Origin of the sequence: Hyphomicrobium sp. ghe19 (assembly GCF_902712875.1) — a bacterium.
In the GTDB taxonomy this organism is placed as follows: Bacteria; Pseudomonadota; Alphaproteobacteria; order Rhizobiales; family Hyphomicrobiaceae; genus Hyphomicrobium_B.
Map to the genome: position 1 here is coordinate 1537085 of NZ_LR743509.1, position 26290 is coordinate 1563374.

A 26290-nucleotide genomic window follows, 5' to 3' on the forward strand; every position below is an offset into this window, starting at 1 on the left:
GACCCTAAAGCCGCCCTTCCAACTAACCTATGTCCTGCAGAGACACCGTGAGGAATTCTAGATCGAGTTTGGAGGACGAGAGAGGTATCTTGAGAACTCGTCCTCGGTGATTGGTCGTACGACGACGTCTTCGAAGAGTGCGGCCAGCATCAACAGGCCACCGCCGATGATGAAGAGTGCGAGGATTGCGAGCAGTACGAAAAATGCTAGGTAGTCCATGGGATCGTTCCTTCTCTGATAAGGTTCGGTTCAAGAGGCTCGCCGCGGGTAGTGACCGTTGCGGGCCTCGTTTATGTATGTATTGCATCCCATGGGATGCGTCAAGCAGATAATTGACATGGGATGCAATTTAATGCATGTATATCCCCATGACACAGGATACCCAGATCGCTGTTCGGATCTCGACGCAGGCGCTCGCAGCGTTGGATCAACTGAGAAAACAAGAGGATGACTTGCCCTCGCGCGCGGAAATGATCCGGCGGCTCATCGAACGGGCATCGGAAAAGAAGGGGCGGAAATGAACGAGGACAAGCTTAGTAAAGCGGCCGCCCTCGAAGCCGAAGCGCGGCTTCTCAGGAGCGAGGCCTTTAATGATCGGCCTTTGCCGGACTTCTGGCGTGTCGGCCAGAAGGTTCGCACGCTAGAGAGAAAAGAGTGGGCGTGGAGTGCTGGAGCCATAATGACCATTGTTGAGGTCCGCGACCCGAAAATTCCTGCGAAAGATTATCAGGTCTTCTGGACTCGGCACCATTTGTCGAAGGGTGGCGAGAAATTTTGGACAGAGCCTAACGACGTTGAATTGGTTGAAGACAACTGACCCCTAACCCTCCCACTTATTGCGGCTCCCGCCCATAAAGCGCTTGAAGTGCCGCTTAAGGCGCTTCGTCTGGGTCGCCCACGGAGAGACGTGCAGCTTTTCACCGTAGGGTGCCAAAACTAAATCCCAGAAGTCGTTATTGCCCCGCCATGCAGCCTGCCCAGGGGGAACAGGGCTGGCATCCTCGATAACGAGGACCTCATGCGCAGTTGAATAGTTTCCGACCTTGCGACCGAGGTCCTCAGGCCGTCTGAAGGCTTTTGTTTTATGGATGACTAAGAGCAGCGGCACTGTTCCGAGGAGAGCTTCGCGGGTGAGTTGGCACAGGCGCTCGTGCTCAGCAGCGCCAGCCTCATATCCAACCTTGAACGCATCCTCCACCTCGTGGGAGTACCGGACCCCGTAGCGCATGTTGAACAGATAGCCGCCGACCCTCTCGACATCCCCGGCCTCAAACATGCCCTCGAAGTCATTGTCGAGATAAGCGCAGATCGCATCCGGAGGCGTCACCTGCCGATCAAAGATCGTCGGCGCGCATTTCTCTTTCCCGAAATAGCGGCGTATCTGAAAGCCAGCACGACAGTCATAGCCGAAGCTTGCGAATTTCCTGTCTGACACGCTGCCCCCGATCAACGCTCTCCGGCGCTTTGAACCGTGCGCAGCATAACCCCAATTCTACCGGCGTGGCCAGAAGGACTCTCTTTCTCAATTTGCTGCGAACTTCCGCAAACTACCCTCTTGTATCGCGTTAACAAATCAGTCAGTGCTTCATGTATGGTGGCGTTCCTGCGAACAGAGGACAGCCACGTTTTCTAGGCCCCCAATGCGTGGGGCCTTTTTCATTTCCGAAATCCCCTCAGCCTTCGATTTCCTCCCCAGCGGGATGGGACGACGAAGCTGTGCTCCCGCCCAATATCCTCTCCTGAGACGCGCGGGCTGAGGGGTTTCCATATCGTAACCGATTGAAAATGAATCACCTTCCTCCCCCGTGAAGGAGAACACCCCCATGTCCGAAACCGTGAAACAGCCCGACACCCTGTCGCTTCGCCTTGCGAAGATCATGGTGGGTGGCGCGATCTTCGCCGCTGTCTGCTATGCCGTGGACCTTGGCGTCGCGCGCGCCGCGCACTGGTATCTGGTGCCCGCAATCGCGCTCGGCCTCGTCTGTGTCGTCATCGGTGAAATCCTCTCCTGGCATAACGCTGCGATGGCCTTCCATGAGCGCCGCGCTGGCTCGATGTTCACCTGGGCCTTGCTTGGCTGCATCTGCTCGGGCGGCACGCTCTACACGAACTTCTCGACGTCGGCCCTGAACCAGGATGAAAACTCCGCTGTTCAGCAGACCGCGTTCAACACCTACGACGATAGCGCCAAGACCGAACGCGAGCTCACTCGTAAGCTGGAAGACCTTGACGCCCGGCTGAAGCTCGCCCCGGTCGAAACCGCTGACGCCTATGACGCCAAGATCGAGAACTTCAAGGCGCATAAGTGGTGGACTGCAACGGACGAATGCCGCGCCCCCAAGGGTCCGAAAACCCGCGCTTGGTGCTCGGATTACGCCTCTGCTGTCGCCAACAAGTCGAACGCGACGAACTCTCTGACACTAATCGAGGAACGCAAGGTAGCTGCAGCCCAGCTGAAGCAGGTTCGCGAAGAGCGCAAGACCGCAAAAGCCGTCGTCTCTGAGGACAGCCCTGCAATCTTGTTCCTTGCCAACTACACCGGCAACAAGGCGGAAGCCCGCCAGATCGACAGCATGACGTTTCCCGGCCTCGTGCAGGCCATTCTGATCCTTGGCGGCATTCTTCTGGCCAACGAAGAGGCTCGGAAGATGGTCAAGAAACCCTGGATCAACTGGCGCCGGGTCGGCTTCTTCTTCCATTGGGTGACGGCGGCCATGTCGTTCCGTCCCTTGCCTTCCTGGTCCGACCATCAGGTGATCAACAACCACACGACGATCATCGATCCGCACGGAGCGGAAGCTCTGAAGCGCCAACAGGAACAGTCGCGAAAGCTGGCGTCTAACCGGGTCGAGGCCTTGAAGAAGCTCGGCTTCCAAGACGGAGCATTCGCCTGATGGACCTCAACGCCTCTCTGGCCCCCATTCGGCCCATCACACAGCTTCTTGGCAAGGTCCTCATCATCGTGGGCCTTGCTGTCTTCTTCGGAGCGAACATTCCCTTCAATCACGCGTGGTGGGAAATTGGGCTCGCCGGCTGGCTGTTGCAGGGGGTTTGATGGGCAGCATCACCGCCTCGAGCAACGTCAAGGAAGCTCAGATCCAGGCCGTCGTCATTCGTGCTGACGGTTCGCGCGAGGATCTCGGAACGATCTCCTACTTCCATAAAAACCCGCTTCGCCGCTGGCTCTGGCGCTTGAAGGAGTTGCTCAATGGCTAGCGTATTCACGAACGCGGGTAAGGCAGCAGCAGCAGCTGCGCTCGTCACCGCCAACGCCTTGAAATACCTGCAATGGGGCGTCGGCTCCGGTCAGACGGCCGCAAGCACCACGGTCAACTCGACCTCGACCACGACGGAAGCGCGCGTTGCGGGCACGATGTCGAGCGTGACGACCTCAGTCACCAATGACACGGCCCAGATCGTCGGCACGATCACCGCAGCAGGTTCACGCGCCATTACCGAAGTCGGCGTGCACGATGCAGCTGGATCCGGCTCGCCTCCAACAGGCGGCAACATGGGGCTCTACGGTGATTTCTCGGTGATCAACCTTGCGTCTGGAGATTCCATCGCCTTCACAGTCAAGCTGCAGTTCTCGTGACGCATGGCCTTCGAGCCCAAGGGCCAATGGGAATACCTGCCGCGCTCGATTCCGGATCTAACCCAGAAGCTTAAGCGCAAAGGGCGTCCGCTTCTCTACATTTCTGCCGTAGCCGTTCTCGGCCTCACGCAGACGATTGAGACATCCTATAGCCTCGATAAGTCCGGGGCGCTGACGGTCCGGCAAAGCGTCGTCTCGACCAACGGCAAGCGCCACGAACCATTCGCCCTCGCGACTGTTGTCTTTCTCGCGACAACGGGCGCTAACACCTGGCCGGTTCCGAGCGATTGGAACAACAGCGTCAACACGGTTGAGTGTCTTGGCGGCGGCGGCAACGGTGGCGGCTTAAGAACGAGTGTCGCTCGCGCGACTGGTGGCGGCGGCGGTGGCTATAGCGCTAGTACAATCTCGGGTCTGACCCCGGGAGGAACGACGTCCTACACCGTCGGTGCCGCTGCCGGGGATACGTGGTTCGTCTCGTCCGGCACGCTCCTTGCGAAAGGTGGCGGCAACGGCGGCACAGCATCGTCAGGCGCTTCGCTCAGCGGCGGATCGGGCGGCGCATCGGCCTCTGGCGTCGGCGCAACGAAGTTCAGTGGCGGCAACGGCGGAGATGTGACCGCAAACGTCGCCACCGCCACGGGCGGCGGTGGCGCTGCTGGTCCCAACGCGGCTGGCGTGAATGGCACCAACAGTTCGACTGCTGCAACATCCACGGCCGGTGGCCGGGGCGACGGTACCTCTGGCGGCACGGGCGGTGCGAGTAGTGGCGGCGCTGGCAACGCAGGCACCGAATGGGATGCCACGCACGGATCTGGTGGCGGTGGCGGCGGGAACTATGGAAACGCTGGTAACATAACAGGCGGCAATGGCGGCCTTTATGGCGCTGGCGGCGGAGGCGGGGCTAATAACAATGGCATTTCAGGCAATGCCTCGGGAGGTTCCGGACGTCAGGGCCTCATCATCATCACCTACACGCCGCTTACGAACATTCAGTATTCGCAAGGCGTCAACATCACTTCGACTGCAACACTGGTCATCATCAAGAGCGCCGGAAAGACCGTCAGCCGAAGCGCAACGGGTACGGCCAGCATCACGAAAGCCGCTCAAAAAACAGCCTCGATCACTTCGACCGGAACGCCGTCTTTCAGAAAGACCGTTGCCCGTCTCATTGGTGGCATAAGTTCTACGGGCAGTGTCACGGTTGCAGCGGGCCGCGCGCTGCTTCAAACCATTTCGATTGCTGCAAGTGGAACCGCTTCATTTATCCGCCGCGCTGGAAAGATCATCAGTCCATCGTCTACGGGCTCTGTCACGCAAGGCCCGAGAGGCATAGGCAAGATCGTATCGCCGTCGAGCACCGGGACGGTCTCTGTTCGGAAGGCCATTGCAACGCTTCGCTCGATTGCTTCGACAGGAACAGTCAGTGTCCTAAAGCGCGCCGGAAAGACGATCACGAGAACAGCATCCGGCGCAGTCAGCCTCACGGTTCGTGCCGGCCGGGTGGTCATGATCGCGTTGACGGCAGTTGGAACTGTTTCGGTTCGACGCCAAGCTCTGAAGGTCATCGTCCTCGGATCGACGGCCGCGGTCAGCTTCGTCAAGGGCATGGCGCAGACGGTCCGTATCACAGCAACGGGCCTAGTCGCAATCATCTGGGCTCGGTTTCGCTACATCACGACCCCGAACGCTGGCGGCAAGTACATCACGACATCGAGAAGCACCGGAGTGCAGATCACATCAGGATCAGCCCCGGGAAATCAGATCACGACGGACGTTTCGGACAACACCGACATCACCACCCCATCATCAGCATCAAAGCAGATAACGGCTTAGGAACAATGGCGATTACGAAAGGTGTTTCTACACCTAAAAAACAGCTCCCCCGCGAATTGGAGAAATTCAAGTGGGAAGCGGGCAAGAGTCCGAACCCTAACGGCCGGCCGAAAGGTTCTCGTAACAAGCTCGAGGAGGCCTTTCTCAAGGCGCTCTATGAAGACTTCAAAGCAGGTGGCGTCGCAGCGATTACCGCCTGCCGTGCAGACAAGCCCGATGTCTACCTCAACGTCATAGCAAAGGTTCTTCCGAAACAAGTCGATGTCAAAGCCGACAGCTCAGTTGCCGACCTCGCGGACGGACTACACGCGGTTGCTGAATTTCTTAGCGCGTTTGCCGAAGAAGGAAGCGGCCCCGATCATGCGGGGTCTCTGCCAGACGGATCTGTTCTTCCTTCTGGTCTACGGGCTCAAACGCACTGACGCCGACCGCGATTGGATCTTTCTCCGCTGCCGTGAAATCCAAGCCGACCCCGACAATCGTTTGGATCTCTGGGCTCGAGGTCACTACAAATCGACCATCATCACGATGGCAAACACCATTCGCGAGATCTTGCTCGATCCGGAGATCACGGTCGGCATCTTCTCGCACACGCGTCCTATCGCCAAAGCCTTCTTGCGCCAGATCAAGCGCGAGTTCGAAACGAACAAGCTGCTCCAAAGCCTCTTCCCCGACATCCTCTATGCCAACCCGGGCGCCGAAAGCCCGAAGTGGTCGGAAGACGAAGGCCTGACGGTCAAGCGCAAGTCGAACCCGAAAGAAGCGACGATTGAGGCCTGGGGCCTGGTCGACGGTCAGCCGACGTCCAAACACTACAAGCTGATGGTCTACGACGACGTCGTGACCCGCGAGAGCGTGACGACGCCCGACATGATCGCCAAAGTGACGGAGGCCTGGGAACTGTCACGCAACCTCGGATCCGAAACGGCACGCACGCGCTACATCGGCACGCGCTACCATTTCAATGACACCTACAAGACGATCATGGATCGCGGTGTCGAGCCCCGGATTCACGCTGCGACGAAGGATGGGACGATCGATGGCGAGCCGGTGCTGCTGACGCGCGCCAAGCTCGACGAGAAGTACCGCGACATGGGGCCCTACACATTCGGCTGCCAGATGCTGCAGAACCCGAAAGCCGACGAGACACAGGCCTTCAAGGTCGAATGGCTGAGGCAATACGAGAACACGCAGCGCGAGGGTCAGAACGTCTGCATCTTGGCGGACGCCGCGAGCGAGAAGAAAAAGTCGAGCGATTACACTTCGATCTGGGTTCTTGGCTTCAACGGCGATCAGAACGTCTATTGCCTCGATCTCATTCGCGATCGGCTCAATCTGAAGCAGCGCGCCGCGGCACTGTTCGATCTGCACAAGAAGTACAAGCCGAACGATGTCGGCTACGAAAAATACGGCATGATGGCCGACGTCGAGTTCATGCACTCGGAGATGGAGCGGACCAATTACCGCTTCAACATCACTGAGCTTGGCGGCCCGATGCCGAAGAATGACCGCATTCGCCGGCTGATGCCCTACTTCGACCAGGGCCGCATCTGGCTACCGAAGAAGCTCTATCGCACCGATTATCAGGGCGTGGCGCGCGATCTGATCACCTCGTTCATTGAGGAAGAATACAAGGCCTTCCCGGTCGGGCTGCACGACGACATGCTCGATAGCTTGGCGCGCGTGTTTGATCTTTACCCGAACGGACTGCCGTTCCCGGATCAAAGGGCAGTCGATTGGACGTTCGGCAAGCCAGGCCCCAATGCATCGCCGTGGGTTTGAGCAAGGAAAATTTGTATGAAGCTCGATCGTTTCATCGCCAAATCGCTCAAGGGCATTGATGGCAAGCGAGTCAATCTCGGCGCCACGCTTCGCCTTCGCGATAGGGTGAAGGCGCTTATCACATGGATGGAGCGCGCATGAAGACCATCACGCCCGAGCGCTTCGAGATCATCAAGCTCTCGCATCCGAACGCGGAAATCCAAATCCGCAACGGTGTCGAGGTGGCCGTCATCCCAACCTATGACGCGAACAACGACACGATCGGCGAAGTGGTGATGAAGCTCGACCGTGAAGGCGTCACGCCAAAGCTCAAGCCCGGCGATGTCATTCAGCACACCAAGAACGGGTCGTTCATGGACATCGTCGATCCGTTCACGAAATTTCTGAAGATCCGCAAGGGGCCGAAGGCAGACTGATGTCCGATACAGATATCGTCAAAGAGGCCCGCGACGCCCTCGATCTGTCGTTTCAGCACGATCGAAGCAATCGCGAGGAAGCCAACGCGGACCTGTCGTTCGTGGCAGGTTACCAATGGTCGGACGCGGAACGCGAAGAGCGCGCCGGCCGCCCGACCATCACCATCAATCGTTCCGGGCAGTTCATTCGCCAGGTCGCCAACCCGATCCGGCAGAACATGCCGACGATCAAGGTTGAGCCAGACAGCGATGACAACTCCGACATGGCGGAGCTGGCGGACGGCCTGATCCGGCGCATTCAGTACAACTCATCTGCGGCGCATGTGTACGCGAACGCGGTGGAACACATGGTTGCCTGCGGTATTGGCTGGTGGCGGGTCGCGACCGACTATCTCTCGGACGACAGCTTCGACCAGGAAATCCTGATCAAGCGGATTTTCAATCCGATGTCGGTTTATCCCGATCCCTCTTCCCGGGAACCTGATCGCAGCGACATGAACTGGTGCCTCGTCTCTGAGATGTGGCCGCTCGAGGCGTTCAAGAAGAAATGGCCCGGCAAGTCGACCGAAGGATTCGAAGTTCCATCAGCCGGCGGCTCCCAGACGCGGGCCATGGGGTGGTCGCAGAACAACAGCGTGCGCGTTGCAGAATACTGGCGCCGCAAGCCCGCAAAGAAGACCCTGGCGCAGTTGAAAGACGGCCGAGCTGTAGAAATCACCGATGAGGGCCGCAGCCAGCTGAAGATGCTCCAGGAAATGGGCATCGTCGTCAACGTGCGCGAGGTCGACGGCTATACGGTCGAGATGAACTTGGTCTCGGGCAACGAGATCCTCGAAGAGCCGGTTGCCTTCCCCTCGAAATGGATTCCGCTCATTCCCGTTATCGGCGCGGAAATACCGCTCGAACGGGGCGTTTATCGGCACGGTCTGATCCGGTTCCAGCGAGAGCCGCAGAAACTCCACAACTACTTTATGTCGAAGGCAGCGGAATTGCTCGGGCAACAACCCAATGCCCCATATGCGGTCGTTGCTAGCGCGATCAAGAATTACAAATCGGTCTGGGACAACACCAACCGCGTGCCGACGCCATATCTGCCCTACGACGTTGTGCAGGGTGCACCAGATGGCGGTCGGCCGATACGCTTGGAACCTCCGGCTTTCCCAACCGGATTCGTTCAGTTCGGCCAGATGATGGCTGACGACATGAAGGCAACGACAGGCATTTATGATGCCGCTCTCGGCGCCAAATCGAACGAGACCTCCGGCGTCGCGATCGGCCAGCGCGTGCAGCAGGGCGATCAAGCGACGTTCCACTACGTCGACAACCTCGAACACGGGCTGGAGCATCTCGGCCGGGTTCTGCTCGACATGATTCCTAAAGTTTATGACACTGCTCGCACGATCAAGATCAAGTCGGGCGCCGCAAAGGAGAAGTCCGTCAAGATCAATCAGCCCCTGATGAGTTACGGGGGCGAAGAGATGGTCCACAACGACGTCGCGAAAATGTCGTTCAATTCGGTGCGCGTCATCCTCGGTCAGAACTTCGCATCCAGGAAGGCGCAAACAGCACAGACCCTGATGGCGTTGACGCAATCGAACCCGGCCATCTGGCAGGTCGCAGGCGATATCATCGCCAAGAACCTCGATATCGATCAAGCGGACGAACTCGCCGAGCGTCTCCATACGCTATTGCCACCGCCCATTCTCGCGCTCGAACAGCAGAACCAACAGGGCGGCCCTCAGCCGGGACAACAGCCGCCGCCACCGCCGCAGCCGAGTCCGGAAGAGCAGGCTCAACAGCAGGCGATGGAGCAACAGCAGCAGGCCCACGAACAGGCCATGCAGATGGAACAACAGGCCGGTCAGTTCAAGCTGGAGCAGGAGAAATCCAGGGCCGAGGCCGAACAGTTCCGCACACAAGCGGAAGAAGAGAAGTTGCGTGGCGTCCACATCGATAACGCGTTGAAGCTCAAGAAGTTGAAAGAACCACCGCCGCAGCCTCGCGCAGAGGCCAACGCTGGAACCTAACACCCCGCCAATTAGGCGGGTTTTTTAATGGGAAAACCATGGCAGACGTCGCTACCTCCGCGCCGACAGCGGGAATGTCGGAATCAGTCACGAACCCTTCGATCACGAATATTCCCGCGGCACCGGCGGAAACGGTTGCACCAAGCGCAGACGAATCAGTATCTCCGCAGGCTGAAAAGCCCGCTGGCATCGAGAAGACAGAGCAAACCGGGCTTGATGAAGCCCAGGAAAAGGCGGCGGCCGATAAGCTCACTGCACTCAAAGAGCGCAGCGCTGAACGCTACCGTCAGATGAAGCGTGATAGAGACGAAAGCAGGCGTCGGGAAGCGTTTCTCATTTCCGAAGTACAGCGGCTTTCACAGCAAAAAGTCGATCCTTCTCAGATCACTGACCCCGACGATCTGCTTGCAGAAAAAGTAGCTGCACGGCAGCGCTCACACCAAATCGAAGACCATAAGGTCCAGTATCAGCAGGTTCAGAACGCCAAGGCTGTTGCTGATCAGCAGTTATGGTCTGTCATCAAAGAAGAGATGACGGCCAAGATTCCTGACTTCGAACAAAAGGTGATGAGCGTTCCGATTTCACAGCAGGTTGCCGACTTTATCTATGACTCCGACAAGGGCGGCGAAGTTGCCTACTATCTCGGCTCTCATCCAGACGTAGCTCATGAACTCGACAGGCTTTCTAAGACGTCTCCGCGCTTAGCAGAACGCGAACTTGGCCGCATCGAAGCACGCCTCAGTGCTCCCGCTGCCAAAACCGTTTCAACCGCTCCCAAACCCGCACCGATCCTCGCCGGTGGCGTAAGCCCGTTGGGCTTCGATGCCGCGAAGTCCGGTGTTGCGGACGTGCAGGCCGCGCTCAGGAAGGCCGGCCTCATCCGCTAAGCGGAGCCTCTCCTCATAGGACAGACCTACAATGGCGAACACAGCTGTCGTCGCGAGCGTTATTGCCAAGCAATCGCTTGCGATGCTCGAGAACAATCTCGAAGTCTTCAAGACCTTCTATCGGGCTCACGAAAGCGAGTTCGATCAAAGGGTCAACGGCTATATGAAGGGCGCCACGATCAACATCCGGCGCCCTGCGGATTTCACCGTTCGATCCGGCGCTACACTCTCGGTGCAGGACGTCATCGAAGGCACGGTGCCGTTGACCGTCGACCAGCAAGTCGGCGTCGACTTCCAGTTTACGTCGACTGAGCTTACCCTCCTGCTCAACAGCAGCACCGACGTCGCCGAACGTGTCATCAAGCCGGCCATGTCGAACCTGATCAACTACATCACTAATGACGTTCTGACTCAGGCCTATCGCGGCGCATATAACTGGGTTGGCACGCCGGGCACGCGTCTGACGACGTTCCTTGGTTTCACGAAGGGCGCAGAACGTCTCGATGAGATGGCTGCCCCGTCGGACGGCCGTACCAACGTGCTCTGCCCGAACGACTACTACGGGGTGCTCGGCGCGAACACCGCGTTCTACAATCCCGGCATCGTCAATTCAGCTGTGCGCGACGGGGTTGTCGGCGATCTTTGCGGCATGCCGACAATGATGAGCCAGCTGACGCCGACGCACACGGTCGGCCCGCTGGGCGGCACTCCGCTGGTCAATGGCGCGTCGCAGAACGTGACCTACGACACGGCCAAGAACACGTGGGCGTCGTCGCTCATCACCGATGGCTGGACGGCGGCTGCGGCTGCTCGCGTCAAGCAGGGCGACGTGTTCACGATCGCCAACGTCTACATGGTCAACCCGAAGACGAAGGCTGCAACCAACATCCTGCAGCAGTTCGTCGTCAACGCCGACGGTTCGTCCGATGGCTCTGGCAATCTGACGATGTCTGTTTCCCCGCCCATCATTACGTCGGGACCATACCAGACCGTGAACGCGGCGCCGGCCGACAACGCGGCCCTGACGTTCCTCGGAACGCCATCGACGCCCTGTCGGCAGAACCTGGCATATCACAAGACCGCGATGGCTCTGGCAATGGTGCCGATGGATATGCCTCCGGGCGCCTATGGTGCCGCGCGTGAGTCCTACAAGGGCATGAGCGTTCGCGTCATCCCGGTCTACGACGGGACGAACGACATCTCCAAATGGCGACTGGACTGCCTCTATGGGCGCAAGCTGATCGATCCCCGATTGATCACGCGCTTGTCCGGCACCTGATGAACGAGAGGGAGGCGGGTTTTCTGCCTCCCTTTTTCACGCAACCGGAGACCCATCGAATGAGCGACAAAGACACCCGCGTTTTCATGTACCGCGGCACGGAAGCGCGACTGTTCAATTCCCCGGAAGAAATTCCGGAAGGTGAAGGCTGGAAAGACGCGCCATATGAGCTCGAGGAAGTGGCGGCGCCTGTCGAGAAAAAGAAGCCGAGCGCGAAAAAAGCAGCTGAAACCGTAGCCGAGGACGGCAATGTCGACGGCAACTGAGATCGCCACCAAGGCGCTGAAGCGCATCAACGTGATCGGTGCGGGTGAAACCCCGGCTGCCCCCGATCTCGCGGACTCGATTGACGCGCTCAATGCGATGATTGCGTCCTGGGAAGCGGACGGGCTTTCCGGCGATACACTCCCATTGGACAAGCGGTTCGAGCAGGGCATCATCGCATTGCTTGCCGTTCGCTTGGCAGAGGACTTCGGCAAGTCGCCGGGGCCGGTCTTGATGCGAGATGCGGCTAACGGCTGGGCGGCGTTACAGGGGGCTTTCTTCGCTGTTCCTCAGTCGACGTTCGATAGGTCGCTGAGAGTAACGACGAGCATTGCCAGCGGCTATCTGCTCGGGCGCAGTTCGTTGCCGGTACCCGTATGGCGGGCGAACAAATCGTATTCGCTGAGAGAGACGGTCTCTAACGGCTTCAACATTTACGAATGCACGACGGCCGGCATGTCTGCTTCGTCCGGCGGCCCAAGCGGCACTGGAGACAGCATTACGGACGGGACCGTCGTCTGGGTCTGGCGGCGTGTCGACGGCACGCGCAACGATTACCTGATCACGGTGAACTGAGGGAGTTAGGATGAGCCGGTTTTCCGAAGATTGGGACGGTCAGCTTGCGAGGGCGGAACAAACCCAATCATTAACATTGGAGTCTGGAGTGCAGGTATTGCGTTTTCCGGATGAAAGAATTTTGGATCTAGAAGCCTCTAAAAACCCTGAAGACGACCTTGCTTCTTGGAAACGAGCATGGGCGGCGCGTGCCGATGAACTCCGGGCCGCAATTGCCGCCGATGAGGCCGGTTCTCAAGCATGAGCATCGTCCCGCTCTCCCTCACCAACAAATCGAACCCGGCACGGTTCAAGCAGGGCGGCTCGGCTCAGCTTCTGAACTGCTACGTCGAGGAGATCGGCAAGGAAGGCAAAGTCCCGTGGGCGATCTATGCCTCTGATGGCCTGCAGGGTCTTTTGCAGGTGCAGGGAGGTAACGGTGGATGCCGGGCGGGCATCGCCGTCGACGGCGTTCTCTACTTCGTTTGCGGAACCCAGCTGCATACGTTCCAACTGAACGGCACAGACACCCTTATCGGGTCCATGAACATCGATATCGCAGCGCCGGTGTTTATCCAGCGCAATCGCCGTGTCCCGCCTGATGTCATGGTCGTCTGCGGTGGGCTTGGGTACTATTCGAGGGCTGGTGTTCTCTCGCAGATCACGGATCCGGATTTTCTCGCCGCCATCACGATGGATTTCTCTGACGGGTATTTCGTCATCTCGAGCGCGCTGTCGCAGTGGGCTATCGGCTCAATAGACGACGCGGCGAACTGGGACGGTCTTGACGTAGCAACGGCGGATTCCAATCCTGACTCTCTCGTCAGGGTCGGCGCCATGCAGGGCAATGTCATGCTGTTCGGTGAGCGCTCAACGGAAATCTGGTCCGATGTCGGCAATGCGGATTTCGCCTACACACGTGGCCCGGTCCTTGAAATCGGCATGCTGCCAGGCGCTTCGAACTCTCTTGCAACGGTTGAACAATCCCTTTGCTGGGTGGCCCATGACCGGACCGTACGTATGCTCGGACAGGGCTATGACGCACAGAGAATTTCCACGGCGGCAGTCGAGCGGGACATTCAATCGGTCGAAGACCCCTCGAAGATCAACGCCACGTCCTGGGTTTCAAACGGGCACACGTTCTACAAGATAACCTGCCCGGATTGGACCTGGGTCTACGATACCACGGTGAGCGCTAAATTCGGCGAGCCGGTCTGGCATAAGAGACAGACCAACGGGCGCCCGGACTGGCGGGTGTCGTTCGTGGTGCAGCTCGGAGAAAAGCTCATCGCAGGCGATGCAGACCGGCCGATCCTCTATGAAATGAGCCCGGCGTTTTTCGACGATGCGGGCGATCCGCTGATCTCGACCGTCGTTCTGCCGCCGGTCCATGCCTTTCCCTACAAGACGACGCATCACGCGCTTTATATCGATGCAGAACGCAATGTGGGATCGGGTCAGGGACGGCCGCAAGACGTCGACCCGGAGATGATTGTCGACTGGTCGGACGACGACGGCAACACGTTCAAGACACCGCGAACGATCAGCCTCGGACAACAGGGCTCGAAGCTCAAACGCATTCAGCCGCTGATGCGATTGGGACAAGCGGGTCCGAATGGCCGAGTGTATCGAGCCTCGTGGTCGGCGAAAGTCGCGCGCGCGCTTTATCAGTGTAGCGCCGATATTGAGAAGAATACAGTCTGATGGCTCTGCCAAAGGTCAACCCGCTTCCAACCCCACAAGGGTTTACGACCAAGGAAGGCGGTCTATCGACGGCAGGTTATCAGTTCCTGCAATCGCTCTATCAAGGTGCCGCGGCCGCTCTGTCGGGCCTCGGTGTCGTTCAGGCCTCGCAAGAAGCCATCGACGTCTCGATAGAGTACCCGCAGAACCAAGACTATCCGATCGAGATCAACGCGCCTTATGGTTATACGATCACGCAGGTCGATAGCTATTGCGCCTCGGGTTCCTGCACAGCAACCGTCAAGATCGGGACAACGGCGCTCGGCGGCACAGCTAATAGCGTTTCGACCTCTCTGCAAAGCCAGCCGCGAACGTCGGCAAACGTCGTCGCTGCGGGGAATACGACGAAGGTGACGATCAGTTCCAACAGTGCCTGCAACCGGCTTCGGCTGGTGTTGTGGATTACGCGCACGTGAGTGTTCGCCGCAGGTCAATTGTCTACAGCGGGGCGATCCCGAGCATCGTCTATACCGATAACGGTCAAGATGCTGGCGCTGTCACGACGCATACGTTCACAGGCAAGTCGATCGGAGCGGCGTCGCCGACGCGGACCGTTCTCGTACTCGCACGATATTCTTCGACATCCACCACGTTTAGCTGCACGATCGGCGGTAATGCTGCGACCCTCGTGGCGTCGTTCAGTCTCGGGACTGCGACCCATCTCCGTTTATTCGCGCTCAACGTTCCGACAGGAACCACGGCGACGATCGTCACCACGTCAAATGCTTCGGGCGACGTCTTCATCGCAGTCGCAGCAGCCTACGATCTGTTGAGCACGACGCCGACAGCTACCAATGGCGTGTATTCGGGCGCGAGCTCGCCGACAGCAGATCTCAGCCTCAACGTCGCTGCGAATGGCGTCGCCTTTGGATACGCAACATTCAATACGTCCGGGACCTTCGTTTGGACCGGCATGACCGAACAGCTCGACACTACCATTTCCTCCATCAGCCACACAGTCGCGACGTACACCGCCACGGGAGCGCAGTCGCCGTTGAGCGTCACGGTCACGCGTTCGGCCAACGGCTGCTTCGGTCTCTCCGCTTCCTTCAGATAGGACAATTCACATGGGCTTTTTCGGGTCATTCATGGGCTCTGATCAGGCACGGGACATCTCCCGCGCTAACAGACAAGCCACGACCGCTCTCGATAACGGTTACAACCAGTCGCAGGGCTATTACGATCAAGCCGCGGGTTCATACGATCCCTATGTCCAGACTGGCCAGGCCGCGAACACCTTCTATGGCAACGCGCTCGGGCTCAACGGTGACGAAGCGAGAGCCGGTGCACAGAACACGATAACCTCCGATCCCTTGTGGTCGGGACAGTTCGCGCAAGATTCAAACAACGTTCTCAAAAGCATGAACGCGCGGGGCCTCAATGGCTCGGGCGCAGCGGCTCTCGCGGGTCAACGCCAGCTCTATGCCAACTACGGCAATGCTCTGGATCGTTATGCCGGTCTCGGAGCGCAAGGCCTTCAGGCAACCGGTGCAAAAGCAGGCGTTCTGCAAGGGCAGGGCGACAACGCTTACGGCTACGGCGCGACGAAGGCCAATCAGGCCATTCAGTATGGCAATGCACTCGCGGCCAACCGGAACACAGGTCTGAACAACATCCTAGGCGTGCTCGGGACAGCGTCAAGGTTCGTCAATCCGATGAACGCACTCTCTGGCGGCTATACCGGTACGACCGCAGCGCAGGGAGGGCGTTAACTTGGCCAACTACTTCGCTCCGCTCGCCGCGCCGCAGATCCGCAACGCGCTCGTCGACTTCTCTCCGGTCAATAATGCGCTCGATGGCTGGCGTGCCCAAGGCAATGCGGACAGGCAGTTCGGGCTCGAACAAAAGGCGAGCCAGCGCGCGGATGAATCTCTCGGCCTGCAAAAGCAGACGACGGCCGCTCAGCTGAAGAACTCCGGCCTCGAGTACGAGCAGAACCTAGCCAAGGCCTACGGAGGATGGGCACAGACGATTGCAGGTAATCCAGACCCGACCGCGCGCGCGACGATGGCTAAGGCCATGTTCGACTCCCACCCGGAATTCGGGAGCGCCCTGACGAAGCACGGCATCGATCCAAACGATACCGACAACGCCCTGAAGTTCATCACCTCAGAAGCGCAAGGGTATCAGAACCCTCAGGATGTCCGGTTGCGCAATGCGCAGATCGCTGGCGCCGAAGGTGAGAACGCCATGCGCGGCAAGCAGTTCACGACCGTCGGACGCGATGTCTACGGTCAGCCGACCTACGGCGTGGTCGATCTTACCAAGCCGAACGGCGGCCTACCGCAGCAGCAGGCGGCAACCGGGCAACCCTTGCAGCCAACCCCGCAAGGCGCGTCGGGAGAGGACTATCTCAAAACCCTACCGAAGCCGATGGCCGATCAGGTCAAGGCGATCGCGGAAGGACGCATTCCGATCCCGGGCGGCTTCGCGCTGAAAACGCCCTACTGGCAGCAGATGATGACGCACATCAGCCAGTACGACCCAACGTTCGACGCTGTGAACTATAACGCTCGCGCGAAGACGCGGAACGATTTCACGTCAGGCAAGAGCGCACAGAACATCACGTCGTTTAACACCGCGATCGGGCATTTGGACGAACTCGACCACGCAATCGATGGCCTCGACAATTCGGATTATACGGCGGTCAATGCCGCGACCAACGCCACGTCGGGTGTCAATGCAGATCGCGCCAAGAGGCTTGCTGCTTTCAACACCGCCAGAAACGCCGTCGTCGAGGAACTGACGCGCGCGTTCAAGGGAACAGGCGGCTCTTTGACGGAAGTGCAGGAGTGGGAAAAGCTGATCGACCCGAAGGCCTCGCCGGCCGCTCTGAAGCAGACAGTAAAAACAGCGGTGAACCTGCTGGCCAGCCGCATCGATTCCGTCGGCGAGCAATACAGCAAGGGGATGGGGACGACGGCCGATCCGGTGAAGCTGTTGTCGTCGAAGGCGCAGAAGACCTGGAAAAAATGGAACCCCGATGCAGAACCCGAGCAGCCGGCGGCGAGCGGCGCCCCCCGCGCCACGGTTCCGCAGCCCGGGGAAGTTCGCGACGGCTTTCGCTTCAAGGGTGGCAACCCGGGTGATCGGAACAGTTGGGAGCCCGTGCAATGACCGGACCCTGGGAAGCCTTTCAGGACGCGCCGGCTGCCGATCCCAAAGCCGATGGGCCATGGTCGCAGTTTCATCCCGAGAGCGGCGAGCCCATGTCATGGGGGAGCGTCGCCGGACAGGCGATCAGCAACTTGCCTGGCTCAGCCTATAACATGGCGGCCGGGATTGCCCACACCGTCATGCATCCGATCGATACGGCACAGGGCCTCTATGACGTCGGCAAGGGCGCGGTTTCGAAAGCTGCCGGCGCCGTCGGTGTTCCACAAGATCCCGAGGCCAAGGCACAGCGCGAGCAAGCCCTGAACGGTGTCATCGATTTCTTCAAGGACCGTTACGGCGGGGTGGAGAACTTCAAGCATACGCTGGCGACCGATCCGGCGGGCGTAGCGATGGATCTTTCAACCATCCTGACGGGCGGGGAAGGCGTGCTCGCACGCCTTCCTGGCGCGACGCGAGCGGCGAATGCGGTGGGGGATGCGGCACGGGTTACGAACCCGGTAAACCTCGCGAGCAAGGTCGTTTCCAACGTGGGCGACCGGGTGATCGCGCCCGTTATTGGCGAGACGACGGGCGTTGGGGCGGCTCCTATTCGTCAAGCCGCGCGCGCGGGGTACGAAGGGAACACGACATTCACCGACAACATGCGCGGCAACGTTCCGATGTCGGATACCGTCGATATGGCGCAGAACGCGGTCGGGCAGATGCGCCGTGACCGAGGAGCGGCGTATCGCAAGAACATGGATGCCATCGATGAAGGCGATAAATACGGGTACATCCTGAGCTACAAACCTATCGATGACGCCGTCACGAAGGCGCACGATATGGTCTATTTCAACGGCCTCTCGAAAAGCGACGCCGCGGCCGAAACGCTCAACAAAATTAGGTCCAAGATCGACGAATGGGGCGGCGGCTGGGGCAGTGAAGCGATGCAGGCGAAGGGGCCGGAATGGGTCGAAGCTGCTCGGAAGTACCGATCGGTTGAGGGCGTCGACGCTCTGAAACAAGCCATCGGAGAAATCCGGCAGACAACCAAGCCGGGAACGTTAGAGAGACGGGTCGCAGATAGCGTCTATAACGCGACCAAATCATCCATTGTAGAACAGGCGCCGGAATATGCGGCGGCGATGAAGGGTTATGCGACAGCCTCCGATAAGATCGATGAGCTGACCAAGACCTTCTCGCTCGGGGAGAAGGCCAGCACCGACACGGCTCTCCGCAAGCTCCAATCTACGACGCGCAACAACGTCAATACCAACTACGGAGAGCGCACCAGGCTGCTGGACGATCTCGCTCAATATGAGCCGGATTTGCCAAACGCGTTGGCAGGGCAATCGCTGAGCTCGCCAACGCCGCGCGGGCTAGCGAAACTGGGTGCTATCGGTATCGGAGGGGGCGGCGTAGCGATGCACGGTCTGCCGGCCCTTGCAAACCCAGGAACGTTAGCCGCTCTTCCGTTCTTTTCGCCACGACTGGTAGGAGAAGCAGCCTACGCCGGCGGCCGCGTGGGAAATGCCCTGATGCCAGCGGCGCAATACATCCCGGATGCGGTGAAGGCTGGTTACATCGTGAACGCGCTCGCAGGCCGGCCGCAGAACAGCCTGAGAGGCGGCATCGGTCCCCGTTACGACGAGAACGGCAATCTCCGGCCAGGTCATTGAGATCAGGCTTTGAATATCAGTGACGCGACGTAGGCGATCACCAGCCCACTGATCAGGCCTTTCTGAAACTCTGCCGGCGCCTCAAAGAACGGCGCCAAGGAATACCACGCGAGCCCCGCGAGCACGGCGTACCCCAGAGCCCTTCCGAGAGCCTCTGCGATTCGATCGAACATCTAGGACCCCCATCCCATGGCAGACTCGGTAGCGGTATTTCCCCCTGGTTACAGATTAACCGACTCTGCAACCGGTGCGCCGATCTCCGGTGCAACCATAGCATTCTTCGATGCTGGGACAACCAATCCGCAGCCGGTATTTGCGGACAAGGATCTCACCGTCCCGCTCGGAACATCCGTCGTTACAGATGCGCTTGGGTGTCCGACCTCGGATGGTTCAGCAAAGACAGATATTTTCGTGGGCACGGCCTCCTATAAGGCTGTGATTACCGATGCCAGCGGTGTCGTCATCGAAACCAAGGACAATAGGCCGGGCGCCGTTGTTTCCGCGGCGTCGGTCAATGTCGCTGTTACGGCGCTCTTTCCCGTCGTTACCAAGTCCCTGAACTACACCGTCCTCCAGACCGATCAGAATACGATCTTCCCCGTCAACTGCTCGAGCGGCAACGTCACGATCACCTTGCCATCCGCCGTTCCGGGCACAGGAACTGGCAACGTTTCGGCGGCGGGCTGGGGGATCAAGATCCAGCACGCCGGGTCGGCAAACCGGGTTATCATCGTCGTCGCGTCAGGGTCAGGCCAGACCATTTCGGAAGGATCCAAATCCTTCGGCGGTCAATATGTTCTCTCGCTCAATGGCGAAGACATCGAACTCGAATCCGATGGCGGCAATTGGCGCGTGTCGTCCCATACGCCGCCATTCCTCGTGAATGCCCAGGGTGTCATTCCGGTCGTTTCTAGGTTGGCGGCGTCGCCCGGCTCACCCTCTGCGGGGCAGATTTATCTCCTCACCGGTACGGGCGGATCGTGGTCGTCGTTCGCGACGGGTGATCTCGCGCTTTATACCGGCGCCGCCTGGGTGAACTTCACACCCTATTCAAACTGCGGGTGGATCGCATGGGTTCAGGGTGAGAACCGCCGGTATACGTACATCACTTCGACTTGGACGATCGACAGCGCAACCGATAGCGCGCCAGGCATCCAGCAGAATGCCGTCCAGGCGGATATGGAGGCGGCCTCCTCCACCACCACTACCGTCACGCCCAACCGGATGAAATTTCATCCTGGCGTCGCCAAGGCCGGGGCCAGATTCGGCAACTCAGCCGACATCGTTTCGAATTCGAGCTTTGGCGTGACGAGCGTGACCGACAACGGCACCGGTGATGCGACGGTCAACCTCTCGATCACGCTGTCTGCGGCTGGCGTTGCGATTCCTCAGGTGGTTACATTCGACACGACCGGAACCGATCTCGGCCCGTGCCGCGTCACGGCCATCACCACGACGTCTGTCCGGGTTGAAAACATGATCGCCTCGAACGGTTCGCATAGAGACCCGTCGACCGGCTACAGCTTCATCCTCTTTGGCGATCTATGACGCGGGAGAGGATCTTGACGACGCTTCCGACAGGAGGCGTTGCGATCACGTGCCCGGCTGAGGAATTCATCGGGTTGCTGCTGTTTCACCGTCTCGCAGCGGGGCGGCGAGAGGCCATCGAATTCATCGCGGAGCGGGATTGTCGCCATCTCGGGACGGCCATCGCGATCGTCGACGTGGATGAGATCCCAACGGATCGCACGCATCGGAACGCTTGGAGAAGGTCAGCCAACGGCGGTCCGATCTGGATTTGCGAGACTGCCGCACAAGCAATCGACGAACAAAGGATGTGGGACGCCTATGAGAGAACCTGAAGAGATGGGCTGGTACGCGGAGCTTGGCGAAGACGGTGAGCCCCGTGCGGTGCACGGCATTAAACATCTGATGCCGGAAGGATCTGTAGAGATCACGGAAGCCCAGGCGCGGGAGATTTCAGCCCAGGTCCGCGCACGAGAGGTCAAAGAGATCAAGCAGCTCGCAACCGGCCCGATCCCGGAGCACGAGCCCGTCGATCTGCAACCCGTCCTCGACGACATCGCAAGGGTCAAAGAGCAGATCCTTGAACATGCGGATCTCCACGACAAGCACGAGAAAACCTTTGTCGAGATCAAACGGAATACCGCAGCAGCCATCGCACAGGTGACTGAAGGCATTGGGGATAAGCAGGGATGAAGATCAGCGATTCCGGCCGCGAGCGTATCCAGGGATACGAGGGCTATCACGATCCTCTTCCTGATGGCTCCTGCAAGGCTTACCAGCGCGTCTATCACGGCAAGCTCGATGTTCCCACAATAGGCTGGGGCTGCACCGAGGGCGTGAAGATGGGGATGATTTGGTCCCGTCAGCAGGCCGAAGACGCTTTCAGCAAAGAGCTTTCGAAGTTCGAAGACGCGGTGACCCGGCTCGTCACGGTGCCGATGACCCAGAACGAATTCGATGCGCTCGTTTCGCTTGCGTACAACATCGGGATTGGTGGGAAGGGGAAGGGTGAGAAGCCGGGGTTCTCGACCTCGAGCGTTCTCTCTCGTCTCAACAAGGGTGACCGTGTAGGCGCTGCCAAGGCCTTCCACCTTTGGAACAAGGCTGGTGGTGGAGTCGTCGACGGACTGGTGCAGCGGCGCGCGTCGGAAGCATCCCTGTTTCAGAAGCCCGTCTCAGCGCCGTCTAAACCGTCGATGCCGCAGACCGTGTCAGAGAGCAAAGAGAAGCCTTCCCGTTCCAAGGTCGCGGTGCTCGCCGGGTCTGCGGTAGCAGCGGTCTCTCAGGTCGCATCGACCGATCCCGTTGGAACAGCAGAGCAGGCGCTCTCGACCGGCAACCGCGTCCGTAGCGTCGCCCGCGGCTCTCACGAACTCAGCATGTGGGCGTTCTCGCTTGCTGACTGGCCGTACCTCCTGGGCGGAGCGGTCGCGGCCGGTGGCCTCTACTGGTTCCTGTGCCATTACCTGCCGAGCAAACAAGGAACCCCATCATGATCGGGCTCATCACGTTCTTTGGCACGCTCTGGGGCCGTGCTGCGGTTGCGGGCGGCATCTGTGCAGCGCTGGCCGGCGCATGGCTTGGGTTTGCATGGCACTACGAAAAGAAAGGCGAGTCCCGCGTATTGGCGAAGATCGAACAACGGACCACGCAAAATGTCGAGAAAGCTACTGCCGCACGCAAGTCTGTCGAGAGCGTTCCTGCTGATCGGCTTAATGATCAGTTCCGCCGGGATTAGCGGCTGCGCATCGGTGCCGGTCGATTCCGGGTGCAAGTCATTTGGCCCGATCGGTTGGTCGAAGAAAGACACCGAACCAACGCAGCGCGCGGTGGTCGCCCACAACAAGGCGTATCTCGCGATATGCCCGGCGCCCAAGCAGACAGCATCCATTTATCCGTGAGGCGCTAGATGCCAGGAATGATCCCCCGCCAACTTCTCGACCAATACCACCCTGAAGAAAGTGACCCGACATACCGCATGTCGATGTTGCCCTTCGGGACCTATCCGAACGCAGACGGGCAGGGAGAGCATCTCGGCTTCGCCATGCCTGGAATGATTCAGGAGCCCATCAACGCCCTCATGCGGCTTGGTCAAAACTCAAGATTTGACGACGGAAGGCTCGGTATCCCAAACCCTGAGAACCTCGATAACCAGCATGATACGGCAACGCTGATTGAATCTCTCTTTGGAGGGAATGCAACGCGTGGGGCTGGAGCGACGGTAGAGAGCGCAGCGGCTCATGCGTTGCCTGAGACGCCAACTGCAATCCGAGCGTATCACGGGACGGGTGCTCCGATCACCGGAGACAAGTTCGACGCTGCGCTTTCAAAGGATATCGGCCCCCATTTCGGCACTCCTGAGCAGGCAAACAACTTTGCACTACGTCGTTCGGATCGAGAGGGCAATGAAGGGACTGTCTATCCCGCAGATCTGCACTTTCAGAACCCGGTGGAATTGCCAGATCAATACACTTGGCAACCGTGGAAGGTGGCGCGAACAATCGAGGGGCTTTATCCGCAATATGCTGGGCTTGAGGACCGCGTGCTGTCCGCCCCGCATGAGGCTCAGAAGGCGGAATTTCTCCAAGCTCTCAATGATCATGGCATCGACGGCATTAAATACCACAATGCCATGCTCGGCGAAGGCGTAGGCCCGTCCTACATTGCCACTAAACCCGGCACCGTCACTTCCCCACTCACCGGAGAAACCCTCTTCTCCGACACCGGTAAGCCTTCAATACTAGGTGCTGCTGTTGCTGGGGCGGAGAGACCGGGCTTTGATGTTTGGCATGGTTCGCCGCATGACTTCGATAAGTTCGATCTGTCTAAGATCGGGACCGGAGAGGGCAATCAAGCGTTCGGCCACGGCCTCTACTTCGCGGAGCATCCTAGCGTTGCAAAGGAATATCAGGCCGCGCTATCGGGAGATGACCCGGGCTATCTGTATCAGGCGCGCGTCGCTACAAATCCAGATCAATTCATGGATCTCGATAAGGCACTGAGCGAGCAGCCGGAGAGCGTCCGGAATGCTCTGATGTCGGAGCCGGTCACGGCAGCAATTCGAGATATGTACAGCAGCCACGCCTATCCTAGCGGGGACGGCTTTTATGTCAAAACACCCGGCGGTTCGAGTGGCGGCTTTAGAACGGAGGCCGACGCCCTTACCTATATGGAAGAAGCTCGAAGTAAAGCGAACGCAGCACGCAGCTTCGCGGATTACAATGCGCCGTACCTGATGGCGTCCTTTCGAGATAAACCCGCAATGGCGAGCGCCATGAAGGAGGCGGGCATTCCGGGCGTCCGCTATCTCGACTCGGGGTCGCGGGAGGGCGGGACCGCCTCTCACAACTACGTCGTCTTCGATGACAACCTTGTGGACACCCTCCACAAGTGGCGCGGAGATCAGCAGCTTTACAGCGGCGGCCCCACGCCATCCCTCTGGGGCAATGCCCTCTCACAAGATCAAAACGACCCGAGAAATTCTTTCTTCAATTACTAACCGCGTGCATGCGTCCCCAACCCGGACGAAAGACCATGAACTATGAAACGAGATTGGACGGGCTCATCGCCCAAGCCGTTCAACGGAACAGAGATGGATGTGCCTGGGGTGCTCCTCAACCACGAGGGGCGGATTTCGAGCACGGAAACTCTCGTGGAAACCCTTATGGAGCGGAAGCCGGAGCGCCCCCGGTTCGAAGTGAAGGACCTCGCGAGTTTCCTACCTGGCGCGATCGCTCTGCTCCTGGCCTTGCTCGGAAAAATAACGTGGCTCCAGTTTCTCGGCGCCACTGGGTCTGGTCACTAGGATGGGCGTTCAGCTTTATGACCTGCGCCTATGTCGGGTGGCAGATCGTTTGGAGCCTGAGCACCTGACATCGCATCCAGCACGTCACTGATAGCCTTTAGCTCTTCTTCTTTACGGCCGCCGAAAGCCCGCTATCGCTAGATTGTGCGCCATCCTCATCTTCTCAACTATATCCGGATCCATCGCCCCGCCACGCCAAGACTTGTCAAAAAGGTACGCCCACTCCGAAGTTGTCGGCTGACGACCTCCCATCGCGCGCATGATGTCACGCGTTTCTGGTTCAAGGTTCGGATCGATCAGGTAAGCAAAACCGGTCCCGCCGTTGCCACCACTGGCATTGCGAATGCCGCCCTGTCCCCCACAGATCCCACCGTAAACGACACTTAACTGGCCATTGCCGCCAGGGAGATCGGTTGCTTGGACTACCCCAAGCTTGGCCGCCTCTTCCGCCTCCATCCTATAAGCGGCTTCAGACCAAGGCACTTTAGGGTCAAGCGACGACCCGCCACCGCTGCTGACTCTGCCGCTGCCACCTGCCGGGACATATCCCCAACCGCCTGCTTTATTGGTCATGATCACAATTCTCCTTTTCCATTTTCTAGATAGGGTCGGAGGGTGGTTAGGGCGGTGAGAAGGTCAGATGTCTGAATTATGCGTACCACTTATCGACCTTCTCCCATTCGGCCACGACGTTCTCATATCCGAGAGAGCGCAACAATTCGCACAGGACGTCGTCAGCATCAGCGTGCGCCCTCTCAGTGTCCCCGGTCTCCTGAGCTTGCTTGAGCTTTGCCATTGCTTCCTCTGCCGTCATCGCCTCAGTCTCCTTTTCCACTCTCGTTCAATTTCCAAAAACAATCGCACCTTCGTCTTCCCGCATTGCTCACACCGGAACACATACCGATTTGCGATCTCTTCCCAGGGTAGCTCTCTAGGGAACCCAGAGAGATCAACAACTCGTTTTGGAAGGCACGGGTAATCACGATCTGATTTGCACTCAATGTAGAGGATGCGACCGCTCGTTATCAGATCACCGACTGTTTTCTTGGCGTTGAGGTTCACTGGTTATTCCGGTAGGCCGTCGTAACAGCCATCGCAGAGGAAGTGCATTGTGGGCTTGAACATGTCAGCCACTCTGCGCGGCTTATCGCGTCCACCGCGCAGAAGCTCGCCGCACTTCCCACAGCACGTCAGCTGTTTAATGCTCCCCCAAAATCCCGGCGCGTTAATCGCCCAATTCTCGGTGCTTTCCATGGCGACCGTCCTTCTCCAATTCTTAGTCAGCTGATTTTCGAGGTCGCCTATGGTGCGCTTGGCGGTGAGGGTCATGGGCCACTTCTAGTGTTTGCAAGTTCCCTAAAGAGTCTCAATGCGTTCCGGACCCGGTGCAAACACTTTCTACAAGATTTCCAAGATCATAGGTCCAATTCATCTGCTTTGGGAGCAGAGGGTCGCGTGTTCGAATCATGTCGCCCCGACCAATCTTTTCAGAGACTTGCTGTTCGGCGCCCGGGTGCGTTGTACAAGATGAGCGGTCTTGTTGTACAAATTCGGTTCGCTCTGCGTTCTCCCACTTCGCGATCGCAACCACCGCCAGTCTTCTCTGGCTGACCTCTCGGGCGTAGTGTTCGACCATCTCAAAGCTCTGGCCTGTGATCGATGCTACCTCGGCCGTTGTGCATCCAGCCTCCAGCAGCATCACCACCGCGCTTTTCCGGAGCCCGCGGAAGGCCAGCCGTTCCGGGAGCGCCATCCTTTCAAGAACTCGGCCCCATGACGTCCTGAAGCCATCCTGGGTC

35 protein-coding genes are annotated in these 26290 nt (G+C 58.9%); 29 read left to right on the forward strand and 6 right to left on the reverse strand.

The window, feature by feature from the left end:
- Positions 1 to 57 precede the first annotated feature (57 nt).
- Positions 58 to 219, reverse strand: coding sequence for a hypothetical protein (locus tag AACL53_RS07315; RefSeq protein ID WP_339083832.1), 162 nt, complete (start codon positions 217 to 219; stop codon positions 58 to 60).
- Between the two features lie 298 nt (positions 220 to 517).
- Here AACL53_RS07315 and AACL53_RS07320 point away from each other — a divergent pair, with 298 nt between their 5' ends.
- Complete coding sequence (locus AACL53_RS07320; protein ID WP_339083833.1) at positions 518 to 817, forward strand: hypothetical protein; 300 nt, start codon at positions 518 to 520, stop codon at positions 815 to 817.
- A gap of 3 nt (positions 818 to 820) precedes the next feature.
- Here the strand turns inward: AACL53_RS07320 and AACL53_RS07325 are convergent, their stop codons facing one another.
- Positions 821 to 1435, reverse strand: coding sequence for a hypothetical protein (locus AACL53_RS07325; protein ID WP_339083834.1), 615 nt, complete (start codon positions 1433 to 1435; stop codon positions 821 to 823).
- 388 nt (positions 1436 to 1823) lie between these two features.
- Between AACL53_RS07325 and AACL53_RS07330 the strand changes: the two genes are divergently transcribed.
- The 21 genes from AACL53_RS07330 to AACL53_RS07430 are packed head-to-tail and all read left to right on the forward strand — an operon-like array spanning position 1824 to position 19159.
- Positions 1824 to 2894, forward strand: a complete 1071-nt coding sequence (locus AACL53_RS07330; protein ID WP_339083835.1) for a hypothetical protein — start codon at positions 1824 to 1826, stop codon at positions 2892 to 2894.
- The gene (locus tag AACL53_RS07335) at positions 2894 to 3055 is read left to right on the forward strand and encodes a hypothetical protein (RefSeq protein WP_339083836.1); all 162 of its coding nucleotides are present in this window, start codon (positions 2894 to 2896) and stop codon (positions 3053 to 3055) included. Before AACL53_RS07330 ends, AACL53_RS07335 begins: the two co-directional genes overlap by 1 nt.
- On the forward strand, positions 3055 to 3216 hold the full coding sequence (locus tag AACL53_RS07340) for a hypothetical protein (RefSeq protein WP_339083837.1): 162 nt from the start codon (positions 3055 to 3057) through the stop codon (positions 3214 to 3216). The genes AACL53_RS07335 and AACL53_RS07340 overlap by 1 nt, the downstream gene beginning before the upstream one ends.
- On the forward strand, positions 3209 to 3595 hold the full coding sequence (locus AACL53_RS07345; RefSeq protein WP_339083838.1) for a hypothetical protein: 387 nt from the start codon (positions 3209 to 3211) through the stop codon (positions 3593 to 3595). The genes AACL53_RS07340 and AACL53_RS07345 overlap by 8 nt, the downstream gene beginning before the upstream one ends.
- Positions 3596 to 3598: 3 nt before the next feature.
- Positions 3599 to 5431 (forward strand): hypothetical protein, encoded by a 1833-nt coding sequence (locus AACL53_RS07350; RefSeq protein ID WP_339083839.1) that lies wholly within the window; start codon positions 3599 to 3601, stop codon positions 5429 to 5431.
- 5 nt (positions 5432 to 5436) lie between these two features.
- The gene (locus AACL53_RS07355; RefSeq protein ID WP_339083840.1) at positions 5437 to 5853 is read left to right on the forward strand and encodes a DUF5681 domain-containing protein; all 417 of its coding nucleotides are present in this window, start codon (positions 5437 to 5439) and stop codon (positions 5851 to 5853) included.
- Positions 5792 to 7213 (forward strand): hypothetical protein, encoded by a 1422-nt coding sequence (locus AACL53_RS07360; protein WP_339083841.1) that lies wholly within the window; start codon positions 5792 to 5794, stop codon positions 7211 to 7213. Before AACL53_RS07355 ends, AACL53_RS07360 begins: the two co-directional genes overlap by 62 nt.
- Positions 7214 to 7228: 15 nt before the next feature.
- The gene (locus tag AACL53_RS07365; protein WP_339083842.1) at positions 7229 to 7354 is read left to right on the forward strand and encodes a hypothetical protein; all 126 of its coding nucleotides are present in this window, start codon (positions 7229 to 7231) and stop codon (positions 7352 to 7354) included.
- A complete protein-coding gene (locus AACL53_RS07370) occupies positions 7351 to 7629 on the forward strand; it encodes a hypothetical protein (RefSeq protein WP_339083843.1) in 279 nt (92 codons plus the stop codon). Before AACL53_RS07365 ends, AACL53_RS07370 begins: the two co-directional genes overlap by 4 nt.
- Positions 7629 to 9656, forward strand: a complete 2028-nt coding sequence (locus tag AACL53_RS07375) for a portal protein (RefSeq protein WP_339083844.1) — start codon at positions 7629 to 7631, stop codon at positions 9654 to 9656. The genes AACL53_RS07370 and AACL53_RS07375 overlap by 1 nt, the downstream gene beginning before the upstream one ends.
- A gap of 38 nt (positions 9657 to 9694) precedes the next feature.
- On the forward strand, positions 9695 to 10543 hold the full coding sequence (locus AACL53_RS07380) for a hypothetical protein (RefSeq protein WP_339083845.1): 849 nt from the start codon (positions 9695 to 9697) through the stop codon (positions 10541 to 10543).
- Positions 10544 to 10574: 31 nt separating this feature from the next.
- Positions 10575 to 11822: a P22 phage major capsid protein family protein gene (locus AACL53_RS07385; RefSeq protein WP_339083846.1), complete on the forward strand. Its 1248-nt coding sequence runs from the start codon at positions 10575 to 10577 to the stop codon at positions 11820 to 11822.
- 59 nt (positions 11823 to 11881) lie between these two features.
- A complete protein-coding gene (locus tag AACL53_RS07390) occupies positions 11882 to 12088 on the forward strand; it encodes a hypothetical protein (protein WP_339083847.1) in 207 nt (68 codons plus the stop codon).
- On the forward strand, positions 12072 to 12662 hold the full coding sequence (locus AACL53_RS07395) for a hypothetical protein (protein WP_339083848.1): 591 nt from the start codon (positions 12072 to 12074) through the stop codon (positions 12660 to 12662). Before AACL53_RS07390 ends, AACL53_RS07395 begins: the two co-directional genes overlap by 17 nt.
- A 10-nt stretch (positions 12663 to 12672) precedes the next feature.
- Positions 12673 to 12906: a hypothetical protein gene (locus tag AACL53_RS07400; RefSeq protein ID WP_339083849.1), complete on the forward strand. Its 234-nt coding sequence runs from the start codon at positions 12673 to 12675 to the stop codon at positions 12904 to 12906.
- Entirely contained in the window at positions 12903 to 14345 is a 1443-nt protein-coding gene (locus AACL53_RS07405; RefSeq protein WP_339083850.1) for a hypothetical protein, read from the forward strand. Before AACL53_RS07400 ends, AACL53_RS07405 begins: the two co-directional genes overlap by 4 nt.
- Positions 14345 to 14800 carry a transporter gene (locus AACL53_RS07410; protein WP_339083851.1) on the forward strand — a complete coding sequence of 152 codons (456 nt, stop codon included), beginning with the start codon at positions 14345 to 14347 and terminating at the stop codon, positions 14798 to 14800. Before AACL53_RS07405 ends, AACL53_RS07410 begins: the two co-directional genes overlap by 1 nt.
- Positions 14797 to 15441, forward strand: a complete 645-nt coding sequence (locus tag AACL53_RS07415; protein WP_339083852.1) for a hypothetical protein — start codon at positions 14797 to 14799, stop codon at positions 15439 to 15441. Before AACL53_RS07410 ends, AACL53_RS07415 begins: the two co-directional genes overlap by 4 nt.
- Positions 15442 to 15472: 31 nt before the next feature.
- Entirely contained in the window at positions 15473 to 16096 is a 624-nt protein-coding gene (locus AACL53_RS07420) for a hypothetical protein (protein ID WP_339083853.1), read from the forward strand.
- Between the two features lies 1 nt (position 16097).
- Complete coding sequence (locus AACL53_RS07425) at positions 16098 to 17501, forward strand: hypothetical protein (protein WP_339083854.1); 1404 nt, start codon at positions 16098 to 16100, stop codon at positions 17499 to 17501.
- The gene (locus tag AACL53_RS07430) at positions 17498 to 19159 is read left to right on the forward strand and encodes a hypothetical protein (RefSeq protein WP_339083855.1); all 1662 of its coding nucleotides are present in this window, start codon (positions 17498 to 17500) and stop codon (positions 19157 to 19159) included. Before AACL53_RS07425 ends, AACL53_RS07430 begins: the two co-directional genes overlap by 4 nt.
- Positions 19160 to 19161: 2 nt before the next feature.
- On the opposite strand, the gene AACL53_RS07435 is transcribed toward AACL53_RS07430, so the two are convergent.
- Complete coding sequence (locus tag AACL53_RS07435; RefSeq protein WP_339083856.1) at positions 19162 to 19332, reverse strand: hypothetical protein; 171 nt, start codon at positions 19330 to 19332, stop codon at positions 19162 to 19164.
- Positions 19333 to 19348: 16 nt separating this feature from the next.
- Here AACL53_RS07435 and AACL53_RS07440 point away from each other — a divergent pair, with 16 nt between their 5' ends.
- From AACL53_RS07440 to AACL53_RS07470, 7 genes are all read left to right on the forward strand, one after another.
- On the forward strand, positions 19349 to 20707 hold the full coding sequence (locus tag AACL53_RS07440; protein ID WP_339083858.1) for a DUF2793 domain-containing protein: 1359 nt from the start codon (positions 19349 to 19351) through the stop codon (positions 20705 to 20707).
- A 14-nt stretch (positions 20708 to 20721) separates the two neighbouring features.
- Positions 20722 to 21021, forward strand: a complete 300-nt coding sequence (locus AACL53_RS07445; RefSeq protein WP_339083859.1) for a hypothetical protein — start codon at positions 20722 to 20724, stop codon at positions 21019 to 21021.
- A complete protein-coding gene (locus AACL53_RS07450; protein WP_339083860.1) occupies positions 21008 to 21379 on the forward strand; it encodes a hypothetical protein in 372 nt (123 codons plus the stop codon). The genes AACL53_RS07445 and AACL53_RS07450 overlap by 14 nt, the downstream gene beginning before the upstream one ends.
- Positions 21376 to 22182, forward strand: coding sequence for a lysozyme (locus tag AACL53_RS07455; protein WP_339083861.1), 807 nt, complete (start codon positions 21376 to 21378; stop codon positions 22180 to 22182). Before AACL53_RS07450 ends, AACL53_RS07455 begins: the two co-directional genes overlap by 4 nt.
- Positions 22179 to 22424: a hypothetical protein gene (locus tag AACL53_RS07460; RefSeq protein ID WP_339083862.1), complete on the forward strand. Its 246-nt coding sequence runs from the start codon at positions 22179 to 22181 to the stop codon at positions 22422 to 22424. The genes AACL53_RS07455 and AACL53_RS07460 overlap by 4 nt, the downstream gene beginning before the upstream one ends.
- A gap of 180 nt (positions 22425 to 22604) precedes the next feature.
- The gene (locus AACL53_RS07465; RefSeq protein WP_339083863.1) at positions 22605 to 24185 is read left to right on the forward strand and encodes a hypothetical protein; all 1581 of its coding nucleotides are present in this window, start codon (positions 22605 to 22607) and stop codon (positions 24183 to 24185) included.
- A gap of 42 nt (positions 24186 to 24227) precedes the next feature.
- Positions 24228 to 24491, forward strand: a complete 264-nt coding sequence (locus AACL53_RS07470) for a hypothetical protein (protein WP_339083864.1) — start codon at positions 24228 to 24230, stop codon at positions 24489 to 24491.
- Positions 24492 to 24602: 111 nt separating this feature from the next.
- Here the strand turns inward: AACL53_RS07470 and AACL53_RS07475 are convergent, their stop codons facing one another.
- From AACL53_RS07475 to AACL53_RS07485, 3 genes are all read right to left on the reverse strand, one after another.
- Complete coding sequence (locus tag AACL53_RS07475; RefSeq protein WP_339083865.1) at positions 24603 to 25064, reverse strand: hypothetical protein; 462 nt, start codon at positions 25062 to 25064, stop codon at positions 24603 to 24605.
- A gap of 76 nt (positions 25065 to 25140) precedes the next feature.
- Complete coding sequence (locus AACL53_RS07480; RefSeq protein WP_339083866.1) at positions 25141 to 25305, reverse strand: hypothetical protein; 165 nt, start codon at positions 25303 to 25305, stop codon at positions 25141 to 25143.
- A gap of 251 nt (positions 25306 to 25556) precedes the next feature.
- The gene (locus tag AACL53_RS07485; RefSeq protein ID WP_339083867.1) at positions 25557 to 25820 is read right to left on the reverse strand and encodes a hypothetical protein; all 264 of its coding nucleotides are present in this window, start codon (positions 25818 to 25820) and stop codon (positions 25557 to 25559) included.
- Between the last annotated feature and the right edge of the window lie 470 nt (positions 25821 to 26290).

Excerpts from the sequence above, each read along its gene's own strand:
- AACL53_RS07375 (WP_339083844.1), top strand. The coding sequence starts at position 7,629 with ATGTCCGATACAGATATCGTCAAAGAGGCCCGCGACGCCCTCGATCTG.
- AACL53_RS07340 (WP_339083837.1), top strand. The coding sequence starts at position 3,055 with ATGGGCAGCATCACCGCCTCGAGCAACGTCAAGGAAGCTCAGATCCAG.
- AACL53_RS07470 (WP_339083864.1), top strand. The coding sequence starts at position 24,228 with ATGAAACGAGATTGGACGGGCTCATCGCCCAAGCCGTTCAACGGAACA.
- AACL53_RS07475 (WP_339083865.1), bottom strand. The coding sequence starts at position 25,064 with ATGACCAATAAAGCAGGCGGTTGGGGATATGTCCCGGCAGGTGGCAGC.
- AACL53_RS07455 (WP_339083861.1), top strand. The coding sequence starts at position 21,376 with ATGAAGATCAGCGATTCCGGCCGCGAGCGTATCCAGGGATACGAGGGC.
- AACL53_RS07360 (WP_339083841.1), top strand. The coding sequence starts at position 5,792 with ATGCGGGGTCTCTGCCAGACGGATCTGTTCTTCCTTCTGGTCTACGGG.
- AACL53_RS07460 (WP_339083862.1), top strand. The coding sequence starts at position 22,179 with ATGATCGGGCTCATCACGTTCTTTGGCACGCTCTGGGGCCGTGCTGCG.
- AACL53_RS07405 (WP_339083850.1), top strand. The coding sequence starts at position 12,903 with ATGAGCATCGTCCCGCTCTCCCTCACCAACAAATCGAACCCGGCACGG.
- AACL53_RS07410 (WP_339083851.1), top strand. The coding sequence starts at position 14,345 with ATGGCTCTGCCAAAGGTCAACCCGCTTCCAACCCCACAAGGGTTTACG.
- AACL53_RS07350 (WP_339083839.1), top strand. The coding sequence starts at position 3,599 with ATGGCCTTCGAGCCCAAGGGCCAATGGGAATACCTGCCGCGCTCGATT.
- AACL53_RS07390 (WP_339083847.1), top strand. The coding sequence starts at position 11,882 with ATGAGCGACAAAGACACCCGCGTTTTCATGTACCGCGGCACGGAAGCG.
- AACL53_RS07485 (WP_339083867.1), bottom strand. The coding sequence starts at position 25,820 with ATGACCCTCACCGCCAAGCGCACCATAGGCGACCTCGAAAATCAGCTG.
- AACL53_RS07365 (WP_339083842.1), top strand. The coding sequence starts at position 7,229 with ATGAAGCTCGATCGTTTCATCGCCAAATCGCTCAAGGGCATTGATGGC.
- AACL53_RS07370 (WP_339083843.1), top strand. The coding sequence starts at position 7,351 with ATGAAGACCATCACGCCCGAGCGCTTCGAGATCATCAAGCTCTCGCAT.
- AACL53_RS07400 (WP_339083849.1), top strand. The coding sequence starts at position 12,673 with ATGAGCCGGTTTTCCGAAGATTGGGACGGTCAGCTTGCGAGGGCGGAA.
- AACL53_RS07440 (WP_339083858.1), top strand. The coding sequence starts at position 19,349 with ATGGCAGACTCGGTAGCGGTATTTCCCCCTGGTTACAGATTAACCGAC.
- AACL53_RS07335 (WP_339083836.1), top strand. The coding sequence starts at position 2,894 with ATGGACCTCAACGCCTCTCTGGCCCCCATTCGGCCCATCACACAGCTT.
- AACL53_RS07450 (WP_339083860.1), top strand. The coding sequence starts at position 21,008 with ATGAGAGAACCTGAAGAGATGGGCTGGTACGCGGAGCTTGGCGAAGAC.
- AACL53_RS07380 (WP_339083845.1), top strand. The coding sequence starts at position 9,695 with ATGGCAGACGTCGCTACCTCCGCGCCGACAGCGGGAATGTCGGAATCA.
- AACL53_RS07430 (WP_339083855.1), top strand. The coding sequence starts at position 17,498 with ATGACCGGACCCTGGGAAGCCTTTCAGGACGCGCCGGCTGCCGATCCC.
- AACL53_RS07355 (WP_339083840.1), top strand. The coding sequence starts at position 5,437 with ATGGCGATTACGAAAGGTGTTTCTACACCTAAAAAACAGCTCCCCCGC.
- AACL53_RS07385 (WP_339083846.1), top strand. The coding sequence starts at position 10,575 with ATGGCGAACACAGCTGTCGTCGCGAGCGTTATTGCCAAGCAATCGCTT.
- AACL53_RS07465 (WP_339083863.1), top strand. The coding sequence starts at position 22,605 with ATGATCCCCCGCCAACTTCTCGACCAATACCACCCTGAAGAAAGTGAC.
- AACL53_RS07420 (WP_339083853.1), top strand. The coding sequence starts at position 15,473 with ATGGGCTCTGATCAGGCACGGGACATCTCCCGCGCTAACAGACAAGCC.
- AACL53_RS07330 (WP_339083835.1), top strand. The coding sequence starts at position 1,824 with ATGTCCGAAACCGTGAAACAGCCCGACACCCTGTCGCTTCGCCTTGCG.
- AACL53_RS07395 (WP_339083848.1), top strand. The coding sequence starts at position 12,072 with ATGTCGACGGCAACTGAGATCGCCACCAAGGCGCTGAAGCGCATCAAC.
- AACL53_RS07435 (WP_339083856.1), bottom strand. The coding sequence starts at position 19,332 with ATGTTCGATCGAATCGCAGAGGCTCTCGGAAGGGCTCTGGGGTACGCC.
- AACL53_RS07345 (WP_339083838.1), top strand. The coding sequence starts at position 3,209 with ATGGCTAGCGTATTCACGAACGCGGGTAAGGCAGCAGCAGCAGCTGCG.
- AACL53_RS07315 (WP_339083832.1), bottom strand. The coding sequence starts at position 219 with ATGGACTACCTAGCATTTTTCGTACTGCTCGCAATCCTCGCACTCTTC.
- AACL53_RS07480 (WP_339083866.1), bottom strand. The coding sequence starts at position 25,305 with ATGACGGCAGAGGAAGCAATGGCAAAGCTCAAGCAAGCTCAGGAGACC.
- AACL53_RS07320 (WP_339083833.1), top strand. The coding sequence starts at position 518 with ATGAACGAGGACAAGCTTAGTAAAGCGGCCGCCCTCGAAGCCGAAGCG.